Here is a 13,855-nt window from a genome sequence, read left to right on the forward strand (position 1 = left end):
GGTGAACGGCTTGTGCGAGGGTCGTGGGATGCGCATTCCGGCTCGCTTCAACGGTCCGCCCGGCTCCGGCAACGGCGGGTGGTGCGCGGGGGTCTTCGCGGCGGCCGCCGGCGCGGCGCCCGGCGGCGCCGCGTACCAGGTCACGCTCCGGCGTCCGCCGCCGCTGGAGGTGGACCTCGACCTCCGCGACACCGCGGTGTACGCCGGTGACGAGCTGATCGCGGAGATCGTCGGGGTCCCGGACGCCGGCCCGGGCGTCGCCGCGGTCGGCTGGGACACCGCGGTCGCCGCCGCGCGCGACTACCCGGGCTTCACCGGGCACCCCTTCCCCACCTGCTTCGTCTGCGGGCCGGAACGGGCCGAGGGCGACGGTCTGCGGATCTTCCCGGGCCCGCTGCCGGACGGCCGGACCGCCGCGCCGTGGACCGTGCCGGACGAGGTCCGCCTGCCGCTGCTGTGGGCGGCGCTGGACTGCCCCGGCGGCTGGACCGCCATCCGGCCGGGGCACACCTATCTGCTGGGGCGCATCGCGGTGGCCGTCGACCGGCTCCCGGACCCGGGGGCGCGGTGTGTGATCACCGGCGCGGTGTCCGAGGTGCACGGTCGTAAAGCGCTGGTGGACTCCACGGCGTACGGCCCGGACGGCCGCCGCCTGGCGGTGGCCCGCGCCACCTGGATCCGGACGGGCTGATCGCCCGGGGCCGCCCGGACCATCGTCCCGGCCGCCGCGGGACCGGTGGCCGGGGCCGGATCGGCACGCGGTGGTTCGTCACAGACCCGACGTCCGGACGGAGCACGCTCGCGCACGGCGTAGCCTGGACTCCGGATCCCAGCCCGTCGGACGTGACGGAGTCGTCACGTGATGACAAACACGGTGAAAGAGGCGAACGCGGCAGTGTCGACGCAGCAGACTTCGCAGGACAATCCACTCGCGGACTTTGGTCCCAACGAGTGGATCGTCGACGAGATGTATCAGCGATACCTGGCCGATCCGACCAGCGTCGACCCTGCTTGGCACGATTTCTTCGCGGACTACAAACCGGCGACGGCGTCGGGCTCGATCGCGACGCCGGACGAGGCGACCGCGGCGAACGCCACCAAGTCCGCCGCCAAGGCCGGCACCGACGCCCCCGCCGCGGCCTCCGTCGCGCCGCCCAAGCCGGTGACGCCGCCCACACCCGCCGCGAAGCCGCAGCCGGCCAAGACCCCGGCGGCCAAGGCCGCGCCCAAGCCCGCGGCCGTCGACGGCGCCGCCCCGACCGGCGCCAGGACCACGGTCCTGCGCGGCGTCGCCGGCAAGATCGTGCAGAACATGGAGGCCTCGCTGCAGGTGCCCACCGCCACATCGGTGCGGGCGGTCCCGGCGAAGCTGATGGTCGACAACCGGATCGTCATCAACAACCACCTCTCCCGGGGCCGGGGCGGCAAGGTCAGCTTCACCCACCTGATCGGCTGGGCGCTGGTCCGGGCGGTCATCGCGCACCCGGAGATGAACAACACCTACGCCGAGGTCGACGGCAAGCCGACCCTGGTGCAGCCGGAGCACATCAACCTCGGTATCGCGATCGACCTGGCCAAGAAGGACGGGTCGCGCACCCTGGTGGTGCCCTCCATCAAGAACTGCGAGCAGATGGACTTCCGGCAGTTCTGGCAGGCGTACGAGGACGTGGTCCGGCGCGCCCGCCGCAACGAGCTGACCATGGAGGACTACGCCGGCACGACGATCTCGCTGACCAACCCCGGCGGCATCGGCACGGTGCACTCCATCCCGCGCCTGATGAACGGGCAGAGCGCGATCATCGGCGTCGGCGCGATGGAGTACCCGGCGCCCTACGCCGGCATGAGCGACGAGATGCTGACCGAGCTCGGCGTCAGCAAGGTCACCACGCTGACCAGCACCTACGACCACCGGGTCATCCAGGGCGCGCAGTCCGGCGAGTTCCTCAAGGTGATGCACGAGCTGCTGCTCGGCACGCACGAGTTCTACGACGAGATCTTCACGTCGCTGCGGATCCCGTACGAGCCGGTCCGCTGGGTGCGTGACGTGGCCCGGACCTCCGAGGGCCAGATCGACAAGGCCGCGCGGGTGGTCGAGCTGATCCACGCGTACCGGGTGCGCGGCCATCTGATGGCCGACACCGACCCGCTCGAGTTCACCATCCGCAAGCACCCCGACCTGGACGTCCTCCAGCACGGCCTGACGCTGTGGGACCTGGACCGGTCGTTCCCGGTCGGCGGTTTCGCCGGCAAGCAGAAGATGAAGCTGCGCGACGTGCTCGGCGTGCTGCGGGACAGCTACTGCCGCCGGGTCGGCATCGAGTACATGCACATTCAGGACCCGGAGGAGCGCCGCTGGATCCAGGAGCGCATCGAGGTCAAGTACACCAAGCCGGACGCCGAGGAGCAGAAGCACATCCTGCACCGGCTGAACCGGGCCGAGGCGTTCGAGACGTTCCTGCAGACCAAGTACGTCGGGCAGAAGCGGTTCTCGCTGGAGGGCGGCGAGTCGCTGATCCCGCTGCTGGACGCGGTGCTGCAGGCGTCCGCCGAGGCGGGGCTCGACGAGATGGTGATCGGCATGGCCCACCGGGGCCGGCTGAACGTGCTCACCAACATCGTCGGCAAGCCGTACGAGAAGCTGTTCAACGAGTTCGAGGGCTGGATGGACCCGAAGTCGGCGCACGGCTCCGGTGACGTCAAGTACCACCTCGGCCAGACCGGCAAGTACACCACGCCGGACGGCGCGCACTCGACCACGGTCAGCGTGGTCGCCAACCCGTCCCACCTGGAGGCCGTCGACCCGGTCCTGGAGGGCATCGTCCGGGCCAAGCAGGACCGCCTGGACCTGGGCCTGCACGGGTACACCGTGCTCCCGTTGCTGGTGCACGGCGACGCCGCGTTCGCCGGCCAGGGCGTGGTCGCCGAGACGCTGAACCTCTCGCAGCTGCGCGGGTACCGCACCGGCGGCACGGTGCATGTGATCGTCAACAACCAGGTCGGCTTCACCACCGCGCCGGAGTACAGCCGCTCGTCGATGTACTCGACCGACGTGGCGCGGATGATCCAGGCCCCGATCTTCCACGTGAACGGCGACGACCCGGAGGCCGTGGTCCGGGTGGCCAGGCTGGCCTTCGAGTACCGCCAGGCGTTCAACAAGGACGTCGTGATCGACATGATCTGCTACCGCCGGCGCGGTCACAACGAGGGTGACGACCCGTCGATGACCAACCCGCGGATGTACCAGATCATCGACACCAAGCGCAGCGTCCGCAAGCTCTACACCGAGGAGCTCATCGGCCGCGGCGACATCACCGTGCAGGACGCCGAGGAGCAGCTGCGCGACTACCAGTCCCGGCTGGAGGAGGTCTTCAAGGCCACCCGGGACGCGGCCGGCACCCCGCCGCGGCCGCACATCATCGCGGAGGCCCCGGAGCCCGAGGTGACCACCGCGGTGGAGCCGGACGTGGTCCGGGCCGTCGGCCAGGCGCACATCGAGCTGCCCGAGGGCTTCACCCCGCACAAGCGGGTCCAGCAGCTGCTCGACCGCCGCGCCAAGATGTCCACCGACGGCGGCATCGACTGGGGCTTCGGCGAACTGATCGCGTTCGGCTCGCTGCTCGCCCAGGGTGTGACCGTCCGCCTGGCCGGCCAGGACTCGCGGCGCGGCACGTTCACCTCGCGGCACGCCGCGATCGTGGACTCGAAGACCGGCAAGGACTTCCTGCCGATCGCCTCGCTGGCCACCGGCACCGCGCGGTTCTTCGTGCACGACTCGCTGCTGTCGGAGTACGCCGCGATGGGCTTCGAGTACGGCTACTCGGTGGAGAACCCGGACGCGCTGGTCCTCTGGGAGGCCCAGTTCGGCGACTTCGTCAACGGCGCCCAGTCGATCGTCGACGAGTTCCTCTCCTCCGGCGAGGTGAAGTGGGGCCAGCAGTCGTCGCTGGTGCTGCTGCTCCCGCACGGCATGGAGGGCCAGGGCCCGGACCACTCGTCCGGCCGGCCGGAGCGGTTCCTGCAGCTCTGCGCGCAGGACAACATGCGGGTGGCGAACCCGACCACCCCGGCGAACTACTTCCACCTGCTGCGCCGCCAGGCGCTGTCCACCAAGCGCAAGCCGCTGGTGGTGTTCTCGCCGAAGTCGCTGCTGCGGCACAAGCTGGCGGTCTCCGCGGTCGCCGACTTCACCCAGGGCACCTTCCAGCCGGTGCTGGGCGACGCCGGGGTCAACGGCCAGCCGCTGGACGCCGGCTCGGTCAAGCGGGTGCTGCTCTGCTCCGGCAAGGTCTACTACGACCTGCTGCAGGCGCGGGCCGACCGGGGCATCGCCGACACCGCGATCATCCGGATGGAGCAGATCTACCCGCTGCCCGTCGAGGAGCTCAAGGCGATCCTGGCGCAGTACCCGAACGCCGAGGACTTCGCGTGGGTCCAGGAGGAGCCGGCGAACCAGGGCGCCTGGTCGTTCGTCGCGCTCAACCTGCTGGAGCACCTGGAGGGCGTGCGGCTGCGCCGCATCTCCCGCCCGGCGGCGGCCGCCCCGGCGGTCGGCTCGGCCAAGATGCACGAGGCCGAGCAGGCGGCCCTGATCGAGGCGTCGCTGCCGCGCCCGTGATCGCCTGACCGGCGCGAGGGGGCGCTCCGCTTTCGCGGAGCGCCCCCTCTTACCATCCAGGGCATGTACTTCACCGATCGTGGCATCGAGGAGCTGGTCCAGCGGCGCGGCGAGGAGACCGTCACCCTGGAGTGGCTCGGCGAGCAGCTGCGCACCTTCGTCGACCTGCACCCGGAGTTCGAGACGCCGATCGAGCGCCTGGCCACCTGGCTGGCGCGCGACGACGAGGACGAGGACTAAAGCGGTTCCTGAGAAGGACCTTCGGCCCGGCGCGGCAGCTCCGCGGCCGGTAGTTTGAAGGTCGTGGCGCGCAGTGTCTATGTAGCGGGCTTGGGCCCGGTTGTCGGCAAGGGCACGGTGGCCCTGGGGATCGTGGAACTGCTGTCCCGGCAGGTGGCCGGGGTGTCGGTGTTCCGCCCTCTGGTCTCGGCCGCGGATCGAGATCCGCTCCTGACCGTCGTCGAGGAGCACTATCCCGGCCCGGTCAGCCCGGCCGAGTCGTTCGGCGTCACCATGGCCGAGGCGGGCGAGCTGATCGCCGACGGCCGGCGCGAGGAACTCATCGGCCGGATCGTGGAGCGGTACCGCGCCGTCGAGCGGCAGAGCACCGCGGTCGTGGTCGTCGGGAGCGACTTCTCCGACGCGAGTGACGAGAGCCGCGACGAGATTCCCCGCGAGCTGGCGTTCAACGCCCGGCTGGCGACCGAGTTCGGCAGCGTGGTGATCCCGGTGGTGACCGGGGCCGGACGCAGCGGGGAGTCGCTCGCCGCGGCGGCGCGCAGCGCGTACCACTCACTCGACGAACTCGGCGCGACGGTGGCCGCGGTGATCGCCAACCGGGTCCCGGAGGCCGCCGCCGGCGGCCCGGCGCCGAACCTGCCGGTGCCGTTCTGGAAGATCCCCGAGGTGCCGATCATCGCGGCGCCGACGGTCGGCGAGGTCGCCGACGCGCTCGACGCGACCGTCATCTCCGGTACGCCCGGCGCCCTGGACCGCGACGTGCTCGACTACCTCGTCGGTGCCGCGCACGTGCCCACCGTGCTGGAACACCTGACCGACGGGGCGCTGCTGATCACGCCGGGCGACCGCTCCGACCTGCTGGTGGCGGCGAGCGCGGCGCACGCGGCCGGCACGGTCACCCTGGCCGGGCTGGTGCTCACCGTCGGCGAGCCGCCCGACCCTCGGGTGGTGCAGGTGATCGAGCGGCTCAACACCGGCCTCGCGATGCTGGTCACCAAGTCCGACAGTTTCCACGCCATCGCCCTCTCGGACCGCCTGCAGGCGCGGCTCAACACGCCGCGCAAGGTGCAGGCGGCGATCGGGGCGTTCGAGGCGAACGTCGACACCGCCGAGCTGTCCAAGGTCCTCGACGTGGCCCGGTCGTCCCGGGTCACCCCGCTGATGTTCGAGAACGACCTGATCGACCGGGCCCGCGCGGACCGCCGCCACCTCGTGCTGCCGGAGGGCACCGAGGAGCGGATCCTGCGCGCCACCGAGACGCTGCTACGGCGCGGGGTCACCGACCTGACCCTGCTCGGCGACCCCAACGAGATCACCCGGCGGGCCCGGGAGCTGGGAGTCGACATCGGCGACGCCCGGCTGGTCGACCCGGCCACCAGCCCGTGGCGCGACGACTTCGCCGCCCGCTACGCCGAGCTGCGCAAACACAAGGCGGTCACGCTCGATCTCGCGTACGACGTGGTCCGCGACGTCAACTACTTCGGCACCATGATGGTGGCCGCCGGGCTGGCCGACGGCATGGTCTCCGGCGCGACCCACACCACGGCCGCCACCATCCGCCCGGCCTTCGAGATCATCAAGACGGTGCCGGACGTGTCCGTGGCGTCCAGCGTGTTCTTCATGCTGCTGGCCGACCGGGTGCTGGTCTACGGCGACTGCGCGGTCAACCCGGACCCGGACGCCGCCCAGCTGGCCGACATCGCGCTCTCCTCGGCGAAGACCGCGGCCGCTTTCGGCATCGAGCCACGGGTCGCGATGCTCTCCTACTCGACCGGTAAGTCCGGTTTCGGGGTGGACGTGGAGAAGGTCGCGGCGGCCACCGCGCTGGTCCGGGAACGCCGTCCCGACCTGCCGGTCGAGGGCCCGATCCAGTACGACGCGGCGATCGACCCCGCGGTGGCGGCCGCCAAGCTGCCCGGCAGCGCGGTGGCGGGCCAGGCCACGGTGTTCGTCTTCCCCGACCTGAACACCGGCAACAACACGTACAAAGCCGTACAGCGCTCGGCGAACGCGGTCGCGGTCGGCCCGGTCATGCAGGGCCTGCGCCGCCCGGTCAACGACCTGTCCCGGGGCGCGACCATCAAGGACATCATCAACACCGTCGCCATCACGGCGATCCAGGCGGGAGCGAAATGACCCGGGTACTGGTGCTCAACTGCGGTTCCTCGTCCGTGCGATACCGGTTGTTCGACGGCGCCGAGGTGCTGGCGAAGGGCCTGATCCAGCGCATCGGCGAGGCCGGCGGCGACGCGGCCGACCACCGGGAGGCGCTGCAGGAACTGATGGACCGGCTGGATCTGAGCGGGCTGGCCGCGGTGGGGCACCGGGTGGTGCACGGCGGGGAGCGGTTCACCACCTCCACCGTGATCAACGACGAGGTGGTGGCCGCCATCGAGGAGCTGATCCCGCTGGCGCCGCTGCACAACCCGGGCGCGCTGACCGGCATCCGGGTGGCCCGCAAGCTGCTGCCGGACGTGCCGCAGGTGGCGGTGTTCGACACCGCGTTCCACTCCACCATCCCGCCGGAGGGGGTGCTGTGGGCCGTCGACCGGGAGCTGACCCGGCGCTTCGGGCTGCGGCGGTACGGCTTCCACGGGACGTCCCACTCGTACGTCTCCCGGGAGACCGCCCGGATCCTCGGCAAGCCGCTGACCGAGACCAACGTGATCACGCTGCACCTGGGCAACGGCGCCAGCGCCTCGGCGGTGCGCGGCGGCCGGTGCGAGGCCACCTCGATGGGGATGACCCCGCTCAGCGGCCTGGTGATGGGCACCCGCTCCGGCGACATCGACCCCAGCGTGGTGTTCCACCTGCACCGTGTGGGCGGGATGTCGCTGGACGAGATCGAGGAGTCGCTGACCCGGCACGGCGGGATGCTCGGCCTGACCGGCGTCAACGACATGCGTGAGGTGGAGAGGCTCGTCGAGGCCGGCGACCCGGATGCGGTGCTGGCCTTCGCGATCTACAACCGCCGCCTCCGCGAGTACATCGGTTCCTACCTCGCCGTCCTCGGCCGGGTGGACGCGATCACGTTCACCGCCGGCGTGGGCGAGCATTCACCGGAGGTGCGCACCGCCGCGCTGGCCGGTCTGGAGCCGCTCGGCATCGTCCTTGACGAGGCCCGTAACCAGGCCAACGAGCTGATCATCTCGCCGGACGGCGCGCCGATCACGGTCTGCGTCGTGCCCACCGAGGAGGAGCTCGAGATCGCGGACGAGGCCCGGCGCGCCCTCGCGCTGGCCGACTGACTCCGCAGGGTCTGCCCGCTCCGGTCCGCCCGGCCTGCCACGCCCGGCCTGACTTGCCCCGTCGGCAGGTCGGGCCGGATCAGCGGGGTGGGCCGGTCCGATGTCAGCGGGCCGGCCGGCAGGGCCGCACACCGGATCAGCGGGGTGGGCCGGTCCGACGTCAGCGGACCCGGGGCCCGGTGCGCTGTCAGCGGGCCGGCCGGCAGGGCCGCACGCCGCAGGCCCGGTGCGATGTCAGCGGACCAGCAGGGCGATCAGCGCGATCAGCGCGATGGCGGCCACCACGCCGCCGATCACATAGGGCGCCTTGGACGGGGCCGCGGACTCCGGCGTGCGGGTGAAGGCCCGGAAGGCCTCGGTGTTGCCGCTCGGGTCGACGCTCTTGTCAGACATGTGCCCGACCCTAACCAAGCCCCGCACGCTTTCGCCAAGGCCGCTTCCCGCCCGACGGACACGGTGTACGTCACGCCCGCTCCCCCGCCGCCGCGCCACGGACCGGCCGCTCCCGCGCTCTGCGACGCGCGTGTCGAGCCGCCCGCCGCACGCCGCCCACCGGGAGGCGCCCACACCCACGAACGACGCCCACGGCCAGCGCAACACCCACCGAACGCCGCTCACGGGTAACGCACACACCCGCCAGACGCCGCCCACGGCCAGCGCGCACACCCACCGGACGCCGTCCACGGCCGGCGCACACACCCACCGGACGCTGACCGGGAGGCAGCGCACACCCACCGAATGCAGACCGGCGGCTCCTTGCGGGCGCGCACCGTCCCCGGAGCGCCCGCGACCCGCTAGTGCTCGATGACGATCTTGCCGAACACCTCGCCGGAGGACAGGCGGGCGAAGGCGTCCGGGACCGCGTCGAAGGGGAACGTCGCATCGATGACCGGGCGGACCTGCCCGGTCGCGCACATCCGCAGGAGCTCGGCCAGTTCCGCGGCGGTGCCCATGCTGCTACCGAGGATCTCCAGCTGCATGGCGAAGACCCGGCGCAGGTCGATCCGGGCCAGGTGGCCGCCGGTGGCGCCGCAGACGACGATGCGGGCGCCGGGGGCGGCGCACTTCAGCGAGTGCTCGAAGGTCGGCTCGCCGACCGACTCGATCACCACGTCGACGCGTTCCGGCAGGCGGGCGCCGGGCTCCACCGCGACCGCGCCGAGTTCCGTGACGCGCTCCCGTTTCGCCTGATCGCGGCTGGTGGCGTAGACCCGCTTGCCGAGAGCGACACCGAGCGCCACCGCGGCGGTGGCCACGCCGCCGCCGGCGCCCTGCACGAGGATGGCGCCGGCGTCGGCGGCACGGCCGCGGGTCATGAGCATGTGGTACGCCGTGAGCCAGGCCGTGGGCAGGCACGCCGCCTCGGCGAACGACACCCCGGCGGGGATCGGCAGCAGGTTCTCCGGTGGCGCCGCGACCTGCTCGGCGAGCGTGCCCGGATGCCGCTCGGAGAACAGGGAGTAGCCGCGCGGGTCGGCCGGGTCCGCGACCACCGGGTAGACCACGACCGGGACGCCGTCCGGGTCCACACCGGCGGCGTCGCACCCGAGGATCATCGGCAGCCGGTCGGCGGGCAGGCCGACACCGCGCAACGACCACAGGTCGTGCTGGTTGAGCGCGTTGGCCCGGACCGTGACCGGCACCCAGCCGTCCGGAGCGGAGAACGGCAGGTCGCCGACGGTCAGGCCGCTCAGCGGCGCGTCGGGCTGGAGCGAGGAGGCATAGGCGGCGCGCATGATCCGACCCTAACGCCGGGAAGCCGCCCGCGCCGCCGCCGATTCGGATCCGGCGATGTCCGGTCGCCCGGCGCGCCGCCCACCGGAAGGGCTCGCGCCGACGCCGACGATGTCCGATCACACGGCGCGCCGCCCACCGAAGGGCTTCGGGTGGCGCGCCGTGCGACCGCTACGGCGAGCGGAAAGGATCAGACCGGTTGCGGCGCCTCGGCCGGCGCCGCCGCGGCCGTCCGCCGGGCGACCCCGTCGCGGATCGCCGCCTCCGCCACCGCGGCCGCCACCGCCGGGGCGACCCGCGGGTCCAGCGGCGACGGAACGATCGCTTCCGGACGGAGGTCGTCGGCGACGATCGACGCGATGGCGTCGGCCGCGGCCACCTTCATCGCGGCGGTGATCGTCGTGGCGCGGACGTCCAGCGCGCCGCGGAAGATCCCGGGGAACGCGAGGACGTTGTTGATCTGGTTCGGGAAGTCGCTGCGGCCGGTGGCGACGACCGCGGCGTACCGGTGGGCGAGCGCCGGTGGGACCTCCGGCGTCGGGTTGGCCAGCGCGAAGATGATCGCGCCCGGCGCCATGCCGGCGAGAGCCTCCTCCGGGATGCTGCCGCCGGAGACGCCGACCAGGACGTCCGCGCCGATCAGCGCCTCGGCGATGCCGCCGGCGCGCCCGGAGAAGTTGGTGGTGGCGGCCAGCTCGGCCTTGATCGGGCCGAGCCCGGCGCGGTCGGCGTGGATGATGCCGCGCGAGTCGCAGACGATCACGTTGGCGCCGTGGACGCCGGCCGCGATCAGGGTCTTGGTGATCGCGACCCCGGCGGCTCCGGCGCCGCTGATCACCACGCGCAGGTCGGCGAAGGCGCGACCGAGCAGTGTGGCGGCGTTGCGCAGCGCGGCCAGCGTGACGACGGCGGTGCCGTGCTGGTCGTCGTGGAAGACCGGGATGTCGAGGGCGGCGTCCAGGCGACGCTCGATCTCGAAGCAGCGTGGCGCGCTGATGTCCTCCAGGTTGATCCCGCCGAAGGACGGGGCCATCGCGGTGACCGCCGCGACGATCTGCTCGACGTCCTGGGTGGCCAGACAGATCGGGATCGAGTCGACCCCGCCGAACTGCTTGAACAGGACCGACTTGCCCTCCATCACGGGCATCGCCGCCTTCGGCCCGATGTTGCCCAGGCCGAGCACCGCGGATCCGTCGGTGACGACGGCGACGGTGTTCGACGTCCAGGTGTAGTCCGGGTAGAGCGCCTCGTCCTCGGCGATGGCCTCGCAGACCCGGGCGACGCCCGGGGTGTACGCCAGGGAGAGGTCGTCCCGGCTGGCCAGGGGAACCGTCGCGCTCATCGTCATCTTGCCCCGCCGGTGCAGGTCGAAGACCGGATCGGCGGCCAGGGCAGGATCGAGCTCGAAACTGAAGAATGACACGGTGAACTCCACACAGCATCGACATTGATACGTGGCACCTGCGTTCCCGATCGCGAGTATGCGTCGGGGGGCGGTGCGATGCGGGGGTCACCCGGGAAAGCGACCACAGCGCGGGTGTGCGCTTGGGGATACTGGAGACTAACTTAGCCGCCCAGGCCTGGGGTAGTAGCGAAACACCACGCGACCGATGACATCCGCCACCCCGTAGGCCCGCGAGTCGTCCCGGACGAACTCGTTGTCGCCCTCGACCCACCAGCCCCCGTCCTGCTCCCGCACCACCCGCTTAACGACCAGGAGGCCGGGCCGGGTGCGGAAGCGGGCGACCACGACGTCCCCGGTCCTTACCGGAGCGCCGCGACGGACGATCAGGGCGTCCCCGTGGCGCAGCGTGGGCGCCATGGACGGACCGTGCACCAGTACGGCGAACAGTGGTAGGTGCCACCTCAAGGCATCAAGCCTCCGTCGCGTCAGTTCCTGGGTGTAAGGGGTAGTGTCAAGCCCGGATCATCGCAAACTCTATGGAGGAGTCCTGATGCGACTTCCGCGTTTCCTCATGCCGCGCACCGTGGTCAGCGCGCACTGCGACCTGCCGTGCGGTGTCTACGACCCGGCCCAGGCCCGGATCGAGGCCGAGTCGATCAAGGCCATCGCCGAGAAGTACGCGGCGAACACGGACCCCGAGTTCCGCACCCGGGCCATCCTGATCAAGGAGCAGCGCGCCGAGCTGGTCAAGCACCACCTCTGGGTGCTGTGGACCGACTACTTCAAGGCTCCGCACTTCGAGAAGTACCCGAACCTGCACCAGCTCTTCAACGAGGCCACCAAGCTGGCCGGCGCCGCCGGCGCCAAGGGCTCGGTGGACGTTGCGATCGCCGACCAGCTGCTCGGCAAGATCGAGGAGATCTCCAAGATCTTCTGGGAGACCAAGCAGGCCTGAGCGCCCCCGGGCCGGCACGTCCGCGTGATGTGCCGGCCCCACCGGTCACCGCAGCTGACCGGCTAGAGTCTCCACCGACGGGAGGAGGGTTCGGGTGACTCAGCTGACCCACATGGAGCCGGCGGAGGTCGGCGACGACGTCGTCCTGCTGACGGTCCCCGCCGACGGTGGTTACCTGGGCGTGCTCCGGACGGCCACCGCCGGTCTCGCGGCCCGCCTGCACTTCGCCCTCGACGAGATCGAGGACCTGCGGATCGCCGTCGACGAGGCCTGCGCCATGCTGCTGGCCATCGCGACCCGCGGCGCCGAGCTGGAGTGCCGGTTCGCGGTCACCGACGACGCCCTGACCGTCGAGGTCACCGTTGCCACGGTGCGCGGCGCCCGGCTGCCGTCCGAGTCGTCCTTCGCGTGGAAGGTGCTGACCGCCCTGACCACGTCGGCCTCCGCGGAGGCCAACGGGCAGCACGCGACGATCCGGCTGCTGACCCGCCGTACCGAGTACTGAGTCCGGGTCAGCGGTCCGCCGCGGCGAAGGCGACGTAGTCCAGATGCCGCGCCGCCGTCCGGGTGGCCGCCTCGGCGTCCCGCGCCGCCAGATGATCCAGCAGCTCCCGATGGTCCGCGTCGATCCGGAACCAGTACTCCTCGGGCAGGGCGGCGACCACCTCCTCGCCGTAGGACGCCTGGTAGAGCGGGCGGCCGACGAGCTCGAACAGCGGGTTGCCGGTGGCCTTGGCGAGGGCCCGGTGGAAGGTGGAGTGCGCGGCGAGCATGGTGTCGAAGTCGTCGATCTCCGGGTCGAAGAACGCGTTGCGCAGTTCGGCCAGGTGAGCCTCGGTGCGGCGGATCGCGGCGAGCCCGGCGGCCGGCACCTCCAGCGCGCGGCGCAACTCCAGCATGTCCGCCATGCCCACCCCGGCCGAGTGCGTGAGCAGCGCGAAGCCGGTCGAGAGGCCGTCGGCGAGCTGGGCGGCATCCGGATGGGCGACGAAGCTGCCCCCGGTCACCCCGCGAGTGGTGACGATCAGATGCTGGCTGGCCAGCAGCCGCAGTGCCTCGCGCACCGTGCTGCGGCTCACGCCGATCTTCACGCACAACTCAGGCTCCGGCGGCAGTCGTTCGCCGGGTTGGAGCCGTCCGGAAGTGATGTCCGCACGTAGCTCGTCCGCGAGTTGCTGATAGGCGGGCGGGCGCACCGTTGAGCCGGTCACCCGTCCAGGTTAGGCCCAGACCTGCCGGATGGGACCCACTAATCGACGCCCAACGCTCGGCTGCTCGCCGGCAGGAGCACCAGAACCGCCGTCAGCAACGCCAGCACCAGCAGCACCACACCCAGCCAGAGCGGCCCGACCTGAACCAGGAAACCACCGGTGGCCAGCAGGAACAGCTGCACGACGACGGCGGGTCCACGGGCCCGGACCCGGCGCTGTCCGAGCGCCCGGGCGATCAGGAGGACCGCGACGGCGGCCAGGGCCGCCATGACGGTGAGCGAGACCGCCACGCCGACGTCCGCGCCGTCGCTGGTGAGATCAAGGACGATGAGGTACGCCGTGAGCCCGGCCAGTCCCACGCCCTGCAGGTAGAGCAGCCGTACGCCCCACTGGAGGGACGCGGCCGCGGTAGTCACGGGTTTCTCGCCGGTCACAGCTGCACCTTAC

The 13,855-nt window shown here is 71.7% G+C and carries 13 protein-coding genes; 7 read left to right on the forward strand and 6 right to left on the reverse strand.

The features are described from left to right. Nucleotides 1–28 precede the first annotated feature (28 nt). The 5 genes from ACTEI_RS37525 (at nt 29) to ACTEI_RS32455 (ending at nt 8,103) form a co-directional block, all read left to right on the forward strand. Nucleotides 29–691, forward strand: a complete 663-nt coding sequence (locus ACTEI_RS37525; RefSeq protein WP_164466203.1) for a hypothetical protein — start codon at nt 29–31, stop codon at nt 689–691. Between the two features lie 171 nt (nt 692–862). Next, complete coding sequence (locus ACTEI_RS32445) at nt 863–4,615, forward strand: multifunctional oxoglutarate decarboxylase/oxoglutarate dehydrogenase thiamine pyrophosphate-binding subunit/dihydrolipoyllysine-residue succinyltransferase subunit (protein ID WP_425321048.1); 3,753 nt, start codon at nt 863–865, stop codon at nt 4,613–4,615. A gap of 63 nt (nt 4,616–4,678) precedes the next feature. After that, nucleotides 4,679–4,855: a DUF6104 family protein gene (locus tag ACTEI_RS37530; protein WP_164466205.1), complete on the forward strand. Its 177-nt coding sequence runs from the start codon at nt 4,679–4,681 to the stop codon at nt 4,853–4,855. A 54-nt stretch (nt 4,856–4,909) separates the two neighbouring features. Further along, the gene (gene pta / locus ACTEI_RS32450) at nt 4,910–6,991 is read left to right on the forward strand and encodes a phosphate acetyltransferase (RefSeq protein WP_187645855.1); all 2,082 of its coding nucleotides are present in this window, start codon (nt 4,910–4,912) and stop codon (nt 6,989–6,991) included. Continuing rightward, entirely contained in the window at nt 6,988–8,103 is a 1,116-nt protein-coding gene (locus tag ACTEI_RS32455; RefSeq protein ID WP_122981128.1) for an acetate/propionate family kinase, read from the forward strand. Before pta ends, ACTEI_RS32455 begins: the two co-directional genes overlap by 4 nt. A 234-nt stretch (nt 8,104–8,337) precedes the next feature. On the opposite strand, the gene ACTEI_RS37535 is transcribed toward ACTEI_RS32455, so the two are convergent. The 4 genes from ACTEI_RS37535 to ACTEI_RS32470 form a co-directional block, all read right to left on the reverse strand. Continuing rightward, complete coding sequence (locus ACTEI_RS37535) at nt 8,338–8,496, reverse strand: hypothetical protein (protein ID WP_164466207.1); 159 nt, start codon at nt 8,494–8,496, stop codon at nt 8,338–8,340. A gap of 401 nt (nt 8,497–8,897) precedes the next feature. After that, entirely contained in the window at nt 8,898–9,839 is a 942-nt protein-coding gene (locus ACTEI_RS32460) for a zinc-binding dehydrogenase (protein WP_122981129.1), read from the reverse strand. A 188-nt stretch (nt 9,840–10,027) separates the two neighbouring features. Continuing rightward, on the reverse strand, nt 10,028–11,185 hold the full coding sequence (locus ACTEI_RS32465; protein ID WP_187645882.1) for an NAD(P)-dependent malic enzyme: 1,158 nt from the start codon (nt 11,183–11,185) through the stop codon (nt 10,028–10,030). A 213-nt stretch (nt 11,186–11,398) separates the two neighbouring features. Beyond that, complete coding sequence (locus ACTEI_RS32470) at nt 11,399–11,659, reverse strand: S26 family signal peptidase (RefSeq protein WP_122981130.1); 261 nt, start codon at nt 11,657–11,659, stop codon at nt 11,399–11,401. Between the two features lie 133 nt (nt 11,660–11,792). On the opposite strand from ACTEI_RS32470, the gene sodN reads away from it, so the two are divergent. Next, on the forward strand, nt 11,793–12,197 hold the full coding sequence (gene sodN / locus ACTEI_RS32475) for a superoxide dismutase, Ni (RefSeq protein ID WP_122981131.1): 405 nt from the start codon (nt 11,793–11,795) through the stop codon (nt 12,195–12,197). Between the two features lie 112 nt (nt 12,198–12,309). Then, nucleotides 12,310–12,702 carry an ATP-binding protein gene (locus tag ACTEI_RS32480; RefSeq protein WP_122981132.1) on the forward strand — a complete coding sequence of 131 codons (393 nt, stop codon included), beginning with the start codon at nt 12,310–12,312 and terminating at the stop codon, nt 12,700–12,702. A gap of 7 nt (nt 12,703–12,709) precedes the next feature. Here the strand turns inward: ACTEI_RS32480 and ACTEI_RS32485 are convergent, their stop codons facing one another. Together ACTEI_RS32485 and ACTEI_RS32490 are read right to left on the reverse strand one after the other, a co-directional pair. Beyond that, nucleotides 12,710–13,408 (reverse strand): FadR/GntR family transcriptional regulator, encoded by a 699-nt coding sequence (locus ACTEI_RS32485; RefSeq protein WP_122981133.1) that lies wholly within the window; start codon nt 13,406–13,408, stop codon nt 12,710–12,712. A gap of 38 nt (nt 13,409–13,446) precedes the next feature. Then, on the reverse strand, nt 13,447–13,842 hold the full coding sequence (locus ACTEI_RS32490; protein WP_239082129.1) for a hypothetical protein: 396 nt from the start codon (nt 13,840–13,842) through the stop codon (nt 13,447–13,449). Between the last annotated feature and the right edge of the window lie 13 nt (nt 13,843–13,855).

Source organism: Actinoplanes teichomyceticus ATCC 31121 (assembly GCF_003711105.1).
GTDB classification, from domain to species: domain Bacteria; phylum Actinomycetota; class Actinomycetes; order Mycobacteriales; family Micromonosporaceae; genus Actinoplanes; species Actinoplanes teichomyceticus.